This is a genomic window from Bradyrhizobium sp. ORS 375 (assembly GCF_000239775.1).
Lineage (GTDB): Bacteria > Pseudomonadota > Alphaproteobacteria > Rhizobiales > Xanthobacteraceae > Bradyrhizobium.
The window spans coordinates 1-9,578 of sequence record NZ_CAFI01000142.1; the positions used below are offsets into that span (position 1 = coordinate 1).

The following is a 9,578-nucleotide window of genomic DNA, read 5'->3' on the forward strand; positions in this document are numbered from 1 at the left end:
GGCGTCGGCCAGCGCGCTGGCGCGCGCCGAGCGCTCGTCCTCGGTCAGGGTGCGCAGCACGACGCCGGAGCCGCTACGCTGCTGACCGGGACGGGGTCCCGACGGGCGGCTGCTCGGCGGCGGCGGTGGCGGCGCCTTGGCGACGGTCGGCTCCGGCGCATGCGGCGCATCGGGCGCCCCATCGCCGACGCGGCGCTTGGTGCCGCGCTTCTCGACCACCACCTGCTTGCTCCGGCCGTGCGGGAAGCTCTGACGCACCGTGCCAGTCTCGACGCGCGGCTTGAGCGTCAAGGTCTTGCTCGGGACACCGAGTTTCTTGTCGCCCGGAGTGTTTTGATCGGCCATTCAGTCGTCCTAATCTCGTTACCAGCGTGCGGGTCTGCCGCACCGTCCCATTCGTGCAAATCGTCGCGTAGTCGTCGCTATGTCTTCGAAGTCGAAGCAGATTTCGTGGCCGCGGTTCCGGCAATCTTGTCAGCGTCGGCCGACCGGTATCGGACCAGAGTCTGGCTGCGCGACAGGAATGTCCTGCTCGCCGGGCCCGCGAGCACGGCAGCATGTATCACATTTGAGCGCCCAAGTGCCAAATCCAATTCTGCCGAAGTGAGGCAGCAGATGATCGGAATTGGCAGGGCTTGTCCTTGATCCCCGTCATTCGGCCGCACCAGCGCATCGAGCTTGCGAATCCCGTCGGCGGCGCCGTCCGCAGCATGGATCAAGGCGGCCACATCGGACCGCGACTGGCGCTGCGAGAGCAGGGCCTCGACCTTGGAAAAACCCGAGACGACCTGACCGGCCTTGGCGGCGATTCCCAGCGCTTCGATCGCACTGCGGGCCAGCAAGGCTTCCAGATCATCGGCGAGGGTCGGATGGACGCGGACGTTGGCCTTGAACCCACGGCTGAAATGGTGACGACGCACCGCTTCCGCAACCGCTGGCTTTGACGCCGTGATCCACAATCCCCGTCCCGGCAGCTTGCGCTTGATGTCGGGCACGACCTCGCCCGACGGGCCGACCACGAACCGGATCAGCTCGCCGATCGGCCGCACCTCGCGGCTGACCGCGCACATGCGCATGGTCGCGGACTTGTCGGTCCGCGGTCCATTGTCGAGCTCGGGGTCAGCCAAGGCGAGCATGCGGTGGTACGGCTCCTCATCTCAAGCCAGCAGCGTCATGACAGGGGTTCATCGTGGCGTCGCTCATGGTCAGGCAGGCTGGCCTTCGGCTTCGTCCTCCGCCTCGCCCTTGGCGAGATCGGCTTCGGTGATCCAACCCGCCTTGACGCGGGCCTGCATCACCATGGCTTCGGCGTCGTCACGCGAGACGTCGAGGCCATCGAGAATGCCGGGATATTTGGTCTGTTCGCCGCCGTCCTTGCGCTCGACCCAGCCGACCAGATCGTCGGTCGCACAGCCGGCGAGGTCGTCGACGGTCTTGATGTCGTTCTCGCCAAACTTGACCAGCATCTTGGAGGTGACGCCGGGCACATCCTTGACCGCATCCTCGACGCCCAGCTCCTTGCGCCGGGCCTCGAGCTCGGCCTCCTGCTGCTCCAGGAATTCGCGGGCGCGGGTCTGCAGCTCGGTCGCGGTCTCCTCGTCAAAACCCTCGATGCCGGCGAGATCCTTGAGATCGACCAGCGCCAATTCCTCGACCGAGGTGAAGCCTTCGGACGCCAGGAGCTGACCGACGACCTCGTCGACGTTGAGCGATTCCATGAACACGCGGGTGGAGTTCTCGAAGTCGGCCTGGCGGCGCTCCGATTCCTCCTGCTCGGTGAGGATGTCGATGTCCCAGCCGGTCAGCTGCGAGGCGAGTCGGACGTTCTGGCCGCGCCGGCCGATCGCCAGCGACAGCTGGTTGTTGGTGTCGGGGACGACGACCTCGATGCGCTCGCGGTCCTCGTCGATGACGACCTTGGCGACCTCGGCCGGCGCCAGCGCGTTGACCACGAAGGTCGCGATATCGGGCGACCACGGGATGATGTCGATCTTCTCGCCCTGCAGCTCGTTCACCACGGCCTGCACGCGCGAGCCGCGCATGCCGACGCAGGCGCCGACCGGGTCGACCGAGGAATCGCGCGACACCACGCCGATCTTGGCGCGCGAGCCGGGGTCGCGGGCGACCGCCTTGATCTCGACGATGCCGTCATAGATCTCCGGCACCTCCTGCGCGAACAGCTTGGCCATGAATTGCGGATGGGTGCGCGACAGGAAGATCTGCGGGCCGCGGGTCTCGCGGCGCACGTCGAAGACGTAGGCGCGGACGCGGTCGCCGTTGCGGAACACCTCGCGCGGCAGCATCTCGTCGCGGCGGATGATCGCCTCGCCGCGGCCGAGGTCGAGGATCACGCTGCCATATTCCACGCGCTTGACGACGCCGTTGACGATGTCGCCGATGCGGTCCTTGAATTCCTGGTACTGCCGGTCGCGCTCGGCCTCGCGCACCTTCTGCACGATGACCTGCTTGGCCGACTGCGCGGCGATGCGGCCATATTCCAGCGGCGGCAGCGTGTCGGCGATGGTGTCGCCGATCTGCGCGCCCGGATTGGCGCGGCGGGCGTCATCAAGCGAGATCTGGTTGGACGGGTTCTCGACCTTCTCGACCACCAGCATGTGGCGCGACAGCCGGAGCTCGCCCTTGCGCGGGTCGATCTCGGCATGGACGTCAGTCTCGCTGCCGTAACGGGCGCGCGCGGCCTTGGCGATTGCGTCTTCCATGGCGGCGATCACGATGCCGCGGTCGATCGACTTCTCGCGCGCGACGGCGTCGGCGATCTGCAGCAGTTCCAACCGGTTGGCGCTGACGGCCATGGCTCAAGTCTCCTCTAATCAGGATCGATCTCGCCTCTGCGCGCGCGGTCGGCGGCGAGACGATGTTTCTTGGTGTTGGTCGGCAGCGGCTTCTTGGCCGGCTTGCCATCCTTCGGTTTCGGTTTCGGCTTGGCCTGTGCGGCCGGCTTGGCGTGCGGCGCCAGCGGCGGGGCGATTCCAAGCTCGCGCTTCTTCTCGCGCTCGGCGGCCTTGCCGCGGCGCATGGATTCGGCAATCAGCTCGTCGGTCAGCACCATCTTGGCGTCGCCGATGTCGGTCATCGGTAGCACGACATCCGGGTCCTGGTCCTTGGCGATGTCGTCGCGGGTGATGCGCACGCCATCGCCTTCCACGCCCTTGATGATGCCGCGGAAGCGCTTGCGGTTTTGATGCGCCACCGCCATCTCGATCTTCACGAGGTGCCCGACATGGCGCTCGAAATCGGAGCGGCGCACCAGCGGCCGGTCGATGCCCGGCGAGGAGATCTCGAGCCGGTAGGCGCGGTCGATCGGATCGGCGATATCGAGCACCGGCGACAGCGCCCGCGACACCGCCTCGCAATCCTCGATCTGCATCGTGCCGTCAGGACGCTCGGCCATGACCTGGACGGTGCAGCCGGACTCGCCGGAGATGCGGATCCGCACCAGCCGGTAACCCATTCCCTGCAGCACAGGGTCGGCCACCGCTGCAACACGCGCCGCCACGCCCGGCTCGACAACGAGCCGGGGCTCTGTCAGGAGGTCGGTGTCAGCGGCGGCGAAGGTCGGTTCCGTCATCGAGGCGTCGATCGCGTGTCTTGCTTGTTTCGGCCTTGCGGCCTGTCGATCGCGTTCACCGGACTGATCGCACCGGGGGCGGAGCGATCCAGGTAACAAAAAAGAGCGGGTCCGGAAGGGCCCACCCTCACTACGCGATCGTATATGAGATGAAGATTGATGGCGCTCATATAGCCGCTTTGCCGGCTGACGGCAAGGGTCGTCTCGGTCCAAACCGGGCCGGGAACCTGGAATTTGCCCCGTCCTCCCGGGGCCCGGTCGCTGTGGCTTCGGCTCGGCAGGGTCCACGGCTGAATAACCGTCCGTTCACCAAGATCGGTTAAAAATCGAACGGGTTTGTGGGCCCAGTCTCGGATGCCGGAAGGCTGCCGAGCAGGGCCGTGTAGCGTTGCGTAACGAGTCGATGTGATGACCCCAGCAACCGCGCTGATCCCCGGGCTCGATGGGATCGTCAAGCATGGCGATGCCGAGCGCTGTCTCGAAGCCACGCGTCGCATCGCTGATCTCTTCTTCGAGGACGTGACGAGGCTCCGCCCGGAGCACGTCAATCTGTTCGACGGACTGCTTGTCGATCTGCTGCCGTTCGCGGACGTATCGACGCGCGTCAATCTGGCGGAGCGCCTGTCGTACCTCGTGAAGGCACCCCGTATCGTCGTCGGCCAGCTCGCACATGATGACGAGGTCGCGGTGGCGGGCCCGCTGTTGCGGCGCTCGCCCGCGCTCGACGAGGATGTGCTGATCGACATTGCCCAGAGCAAGGGCCAAGGGCATCTGCTGGCGATGGCCGAGCGGCCGGCGCTCTCGGCCGAGATGACAGATGTGCTGGTGCGACGCGGGGATCGCGATGTCGTCAGGCGAGCCGCGGCGAATGACGGCGCCGCGTTCTCCGAGCGCGGCTATTCGGACCTGATCAACCGGGCCGGCTTCGACGGCGTTCTGACGCTCACGGTCGGTCGGCGTGCCGATCTGTCTGACGATCATCTCAAGCAACTGCTGGCGGGCTCGCTCGACGTGATCAGGCGGCGACTGTTCGATGTGGTCAGGCCGGAGAAGCAGGCCAGGATCAGGCAGGCTCTCGCCGAGCTCGTCGACACGGCGGGCGCGACCGTCAGCAAGTGCAATTTCGTGCCGGCGCAGCGGACCATTCTCGCGCTGTACGAGGATGGCGCGCTCGACGAAGCGGCACTGCTCGGCTTCGCTTCCGCGCACAGATACGAGGAGGCGGTCGCCGCGCTCGCCGCCATGACCGGGTTGAAGGTCGCCACGTTGGATCGCCTGGCGTCGGGCGATCGTCACGATCCGATGCTCGTTCTCGGCCGCACGATCGGTCTTGACTGGCGCACCGTGCAGGCGCTGATCCAGCTTCGCCTGGGACGCAAGCGCGTGCCGGCGCAGCGCGAGCTCGATGAGCTCCGGGTCAACTACGCGCGTCTGCTGTCATCGACGGCCGAGCGCGTCGTTGCGTTCTGGAAGACGCGGCACTGATCGTCCGCGCCGCGTCAGCGTCGGTGGAAGATCAGGTAGTTGGCGACCCGGCCCTCGCGTGTCGCCTTGCGGCCATAACGCGTCATCGTGTAGCCCGGCCACGGCAGGCGCCAATCATCGGCGCGCTCGGCAGTCCAGACGAAGTCCGGTGCGCGCAGCAGGTGCCACAGGGTCCAGGCGCAGTAGTCGGCAATATCGCTGACGAAGCGGAACTCGCCGCCGGGCTTGAGCGCGCGCGCCATTGCGGCGATGGTCGCATCCTGCACGAAGCGCCGCTTCCAGTGCCGCCGCTTCGGCCAGGGATCGGGATGGATCAGGTCGATCCGCTGCAGCGACTGCGGCGGCAGCCAGGCCAGCAGCTCGGCGGCATCGCCGGCGAGCAGCCTGATATTGCCGATGTTGTCGGCTTCGATGGCGGAGAGGATCTTGGCCATGCCGTTGACATAGGGCTCGCAGCCGATGAAGCCGGTCGTAGGATGGGCTTTGGCTTCCGCGGCAAGATGCTCGCCGCCGCCGAAGCCGATCTCGAGCCGCAGCGCTTCGACCGGCGGATCGTAGAGCGATGGCAGCACGGCGTCAGCCGGCGCGGACAGATCGAGCGCGAGATGCGGCAGCAGGTTCTCGACCAGATCGGCCTGGTGCGCGCGCAGCTTGTGACCCTTGCGGCGGCCGAAGAACGAGCCCTGGCCATGCAGAGTCTCGTTGCCGGCGTGATCGTCGTCGATCGGCATCATCGCGGGGCTCATCGCAGGGTCTGATAGAGGCGGTGGAGCAGGCGTGCCCGGGGCTCGATCGAGGAGATGTACATCTGCTCGTAATGCGTATGCGCGCCCTTGCCGTCGACGCCGAGGCCGTCGAGCGTTGCGGTGAACGGCGCGGTGAAATTGCCGTCGGAGCCGCCGCCGGTGTAGGTGTCGGCGAGATCGAAGCCAAGCTCCTCCGCCAGTGTTCTGGCGTGCTCGAACAGTGCCGCGCCGGCATTGCCCTTGACGTAAGGCGGACGGTTGACCTCGCCCTTGACCTCGACGGTGACGCCCTCGCTGCGCGACTTCAAGCCGAGGATCTTCGGTACGATCTCGTCGGCATCGCCAGGCGTCGGCAGCCGCGCATCGACTTCGGCGTAGGCTTCCTCAGCGATGACGTTCGGGCGGGTGCCGCCGCGCACCACGCCGACATTCACGGTGATGCCACGTGCGGGATCGTTCAGCGCTTCGAGCGCGTGGATCACGTTGGCGAGTTCGCGGATCGCACTGCGGCCGTCCTCCGGACGCGCACCGGCATGCGCCGGCACGCCGCGGATCGACACATCGAAGCGTGCGACGCCCTTGCGGCCGGTGACGATCTTGCCGCCGTCGCGCGCGGGCTCGGTGACGAGGACATATTTGGCCTTGCGGCCCTCCTCCTCGATCAGCGCGCGCGACGTCGGGCTGCCGATCTCTTCGTCGGAGACGAACAAATGAGTAATGCCGAGCGGCGCTCGCTCGCCCGCCGCGCAGAGCTGACGAAAGGCGTGGTAGGCGAGATACGCGCCGCCCTTCATGTCGTAGATGCCGGGTCCGTAGGCGACGTCGCCGTCGACCGAGAACGGCAGGCGTTGGATGAAGCCGATCGGATGCACGGTGTCGAGATGGCTCAGGACCAGAATGCCCGGCTCGGCCTGTCCCCAAGACGAGCGCACAACCAGATGGTCGCCGCAGCCGTCGCGCCCGGCGATCCGCTCGACCGTGGCGTCGAGGCCGCGATAGCCGTCAGCGACCAGCGACGCCAGCCTATTGACCTCGTCGGGCGCCTCGGTCGGTGTCTCGATCTCGACCCATTGGCGGATGCCCTCAAGAATTGTGCGACTATCGAACGGATTGGCGGTGGCGATCATGAGCTTTGCGAGCAGTTATTTATGGTTAGCAGATGGTAGTGGAGGCGGCGCGCCGGGCGTTGCCGGGGACAGTTCGCCGCCCCGTGCAGAGATGCGCACAAAACGACTTAGAGCGCGACAGCGTTTCCCGAAGGGGAGCCATCGCGCTCTAATGGTCGTGATCGAACTTGTCTATCGGATCATTGGCGTTGCGGAACGTCCGCAAAGCTTTGCTCGCTCATGGCCCCCCGTGGGCGCTGACATTCATATGAGAGACGTCATATGAGGCACGGCCGCGATAGGAATGTCAGCGCCAGCGCATCAGCGTGGCTCAGCTCTAGTTCTCTTCCGGTGCTTCGCGATCAGCGATCTGCTCGACCAGGTCGACGATGCTGCGGCGAAGCTTGGAGTCGTGGATCCGCGTGAACGCGCGGGTCAACGCCAGACCTTCGGAGGTTGCCAGGAAATCAGATACATAGGCCGGAGAGGCGCCCTCGCCGAAAGCTTCACCATTGGTCCCGCCACTGGGGACGCCTTCGAACAGGAACGAGACAGGGACCTGCAGAACTTCGGAGATCTGCTGGATCCGGCTGGCGCCGACTCGATTGGTGCCTTTTTCGTACTTCTGTATCTGCTGGAACGTGAGTCCGAGAGCCTCACCAAGTTTTTCCTGGCTCATGCCCAACATGATACGGCGCATCCGCACCCGGCTGCCGACATGCTTGTCAACAGGGTTGGGCGCTTTCGTCGACATCTCTCAACTCCTTAGAATCAGGGCCTCGGAACGAGGCGGTCGCAGTATGCCTCAGGCGCTCACACCGTCAATTTCTGCTCGCATGTCGTACTAACGGTGGACGGTCGAGCAGCGAACTGAGCGGATCATGCTGCCGCGCGAGAATGCGAATTGCAGCAGCTATCTGTCAACACTTGGGGTTTTGGATGTCAAAAAAAATCTTACGCTCTCGGAAAGAAACGGAATCTTGCTGTCGTCAGGGAAGCTTTTGAGCAACACGTCTGCGAACGACCGTGCTCAGGGCGAGCACTAACAGGATTGCAGCCGGACCATCGCCAAATCTCGCATAGATCGTGGGCGGCAGCGCAACGGGCAGCATGGCGTCGAGAACGCCCTCAGTGCCGAGAGATAGTTGTGCGACAATGCGACCGACGGGATCGATCACGGCGGAGATGCCGGTGTTCGCTGATCGAACTAATGGAAGCCCTTGCTCGATGGCGCGCCACTGCGCCTGCTGCAGATGCTGATGAGGACCGGTCGAAATGCCGAACCAGCCGTCATTGGTCAGGTTGACGATCCAGCCCGGCCGCTCTTCGTTAGGCACGCTATCGGTCGGAAATATGGCCTCGTAGCAGATCAAAGGAAGAACACGCGGTGCGTGTGGCACGTCCAGGTTGCGTCGCACTGTCCCCGGAATGAAGCCGCCCTGCACCCGGGTCAGCTGCTCCAGGCCGATCCGCTCCAGCAGATTCTGAAACGGCAGGAACTCGCCGAACGGGACCAGATGGAGCTTGTCGTAGACCGACAGCACGGTGCCGTCGTGATCGATGACGTAGATCGAGTTGTAGGCCCGCGTGATCGGGCTGTTGCGCGGCCCGTCCGGTGCGCGCACCGAACCGGTGATCAGCACCGTGCCGGGCGACAGCAGGTTGGCGATCTGACCCATCGCGTCGGCTTCGCGGGTCAGGAAGAACGGAAATGCGGATTCAGGCCAGATCAGGACGTTGGTGTCGCGCACGCCGGTGGCCTTCGGGCCCGATGCCCGGTCGGACAGCGCCAGATAGCGCCGCATTACGTCGGCCTTGGCGCCGTAATTGAATTTGACGTCCTGTTGCAGGTTCGGCTGCATGATGCGCAGCTTGAGATCGGCGACGAAGGCGGTCGGGTGCAGGCCGAGCCTGATCGCGCCGAACACGCCCATGATCACGAGCAGCGCGACGGCGGCCGCAGGGGCGCGCCAGGACTTGCCGTCGATCAGCGCCGCCGGGCTGGCGAAGATCGCGATCGTCAGGAACGTCATGCCCCAGATGCCGATCAGCGACGCCGATTGGGCCAGTGCGAGCGGCTGCGACAGGGCGTAGCCGACCGTATTCCAGGGGAAGCCGGTCAGAGCGTGGCCGCGCAGCCATTCGCTGCCGGTCAGGCAGGCCGCCAGCGCCAGGAGGCGGGTTGCATCACGCGTCCAGATCAACCGGGCAAGCGCAAAGCCCAGGGCCGGGAACAGCGCGAGATAGGCCGGCAGGCCCAGCACCGCGAACGGCATCAGCCAGGCGAAGGTGTCGGCATCGACCAGAAATGCATTGCCGATCCAGTACAGGCCGGGCACGAAATAGCCCATGCCGAAGCAGAAGCCGGTGAGGGCTGCGGCCGGAATCCCGCGCCGCCGCCCTGCCGCCGCGCCGTCGATCAGCCAGACCAGCACGGGGAAGGTGAGCGCCAGCACCGGCCACGCATTGAACGGGGCCATGGCCAGCGAGGACAGGGCGCCGGCGGCGAGCGCGATCGCCGCGCGCTTCCAGCCCCAGGCCAGGACAATGCCAAGCGCGAGGCTGCGGATCATCGATGGGCGGATCACTGTGAGCTTGCTCCGTCGCCTGGGGGCGGGCTGCTGTCATCGCTGCTCGGCGCGGGGCCGGTCT

The 9,578-nt window shown here is 65.8% G+C and carries 9 protein-coding genes; 1 reads left to right on the forward strand and 8 read right to left on the reverse strand.

The window, feature by feature from the left end; translation table 11 throughout:
• The 4 genes from BRAO375_RS12240 to rimP all read right to left on the reverse strand — a co-directional run.
• Nucleotides 1–345 (reverse strand): translation initiation factor IF-2 associated domain-containing protein (locus BRAO375_RS12240; protein ID WP_035640121.1); only part of this gene is annotated, 345 nt, incomplete at its 3' end.
• Nucleotides 346–422: 77 nt separating this feature from the next.
• Nucleotides 423–1,136 (reverse strand): RNA-binding protein, encoded by a 714-nt coding sequence (locus BRAO375_RS12245; protein WP_009027783.1) that lies wholly within the window; start codon nt 1,134–1,136, stop codon nt 423–425.
• A gap of 69 nt (nt 1,137–1,205) precedes the next feature.
• The gene (gene nusA, locus BRAO375_RS12250; RefSeq protein ID WP_009027784.1) at nt 1,206–2,813 is read right to left on the reverse strand and encodes a transcription termination factor NusA; all 1,608 of its coding nucleotides are present in this window, start codon (nt 2,811–2,813) and stop codon (nt 1,206–1,208) included.
• 14 nt (nt 2,814–2,827) lie between these two features.
• Nucleotides 2,828–3,589 carry a ribosome maturation factor RimP gene (rimP, locus tag BRAO375_RS12255; protein ID WP_009027785.1) on the reverse strand — a complete coding sequence of 254 codons (762 nt, stop codon included), beginning with the start codon at nt 3,587–3,589 and terminating at the stop codon, nt 2,828–2,830.
• 408 nt (nt 3,590–3,997) lie between these two features.
• Between rimP and BRAO375_RS12260 the strand changes: the two genes are divergently transcribed.
• Entirely contained in the window at nt 3,998–5,074 is a 1,077-nt protein-coding gene (locus BRAO375_RS12260; RefSeq protein WP_009027786.1) for a DUF2336 domain-containing protein, read from the forward strand.
• 14 nt (nt 5,075–5,088) lie between these two features.
• On the opposite strand, the gene BRAO375_RS12265 is transcribed toward BRAO375_RS12260, so the two are convergent.
• From BRAO375_RS12265 to lnt, 4 genes are all read right to left on the reverse strand, one after another.
• Nucleotides 5,089–5,820, reverse strand: a complete 732-nt coding sequence (locus BRAO375_RS12265) for a tRNA (guanine(46)-N(7))-methyltransferase TrmB (protein WP_009027787.1) — start codon at nt 5,818–5,820, stop codon at nt 5,089–5,091.
• Complete coding sequence (locus tag BRAO375_RS12270; protein ID WP_009027788.1) at nt 5,817–6,947, reverse strand: M20 family metallopeptidase; 1,131 nt, start codon at nt 6,945–6,947, stop codon at nt 5,817–5,819. Before BRAO375_RS12270 ends, BRAO375_RS12265 begins: the two co-directional genes overlap by 4 nt.
• A gap of 316 nt (nt 6,948–7,263) precedes the next feature.
• Nucleotides 7,264–7,680 carry a helix-turn-helix domain-containing protein gene (locus BRAO375_RS12275; protein WP_009027789.1) on the reverse strand — a complete coding sequence of 139 codons (417 nt, stop codon included), beginning with the start codon at nt 7,678–7,680 and terminating at the stop codon, nt 7,264–7,266.
• A 235-nt stretch (nt 7,681–7,915) separates the two neighbouring features.
• Nucleotides 7,916–9,499, reverse strand: coding sequence for an apolipoprotein N-acyltransferase (gene lnt / locus BRAO375_RS12280; RefSeq protein WP_009027790.1), 1,584 nt, complete (start codon nt 9,497–9,499; stop codon nt 7,916–7,918).
• Nucleotides 9,500–9,578 lie beyond the last annotated feature (79 nt).

Excerpts from the sequence above, each read along its gene's own strand:
- rimP (WP_009027785.1), bottom strand. The coding sequence starts at position 3,589 with ATGACGGAACCGACCTTCGCCGCCGCTGACACCGACCTCCTGACAGAG.
- BRAO375_RS12265 (WP_009027787.1), bottom strand. The coding sequence starts at position 5,820 with ATGAGCCCCGCGATGATGCCGATCGACGACGATCACGCCGGCAACGAG.
- BRAO375_RS12275 (WP_009027789.1), bottom strand. The coding sequence starts at position 7,680 with ATGTCGACGAAAGCGCCCAACCCTGTTGACAAGCATGTCGGCAGCCGG.
- nusA (WP_009027784.1), bottom strand. The coding sequence starts at position 2,813 with ATGGCCGTCAGCGCCAACCGGTTGGAACTGCTGCAGATCGCCGACGCC.
- BRAO375_RS12245 (WP_009027783.1), bottom strand. The coding sequence starts at position 1,136 with ATGCTCGCCTTGGCTGACCCCGAGCTCGACAATGGACCGCGGACCGAC.
- lnt (WP_009027790.1), bottom strand. The coding sequence starts at position 9,499 with ATGATCCGCAGCCTCGCGCTTGGCATTGTCCTGGCCTGGGGCTGGAAG.
- BRAO375_RS12260 (WP_009027786.1), top strand. The coding sequence starts at position 3,998 with ATGACCCCAGCAACCGCGCTGATCCCCGGGCTCGATGGGATCGTCAAG.
- BRAO375_RS12270 (WP_009027788.1), bottom strand. The coding sequence starts at position 6,947 with ATGATCGCCACCGCCAATCCGTTCGATAGTCGCACAATTCTTGAGGGC.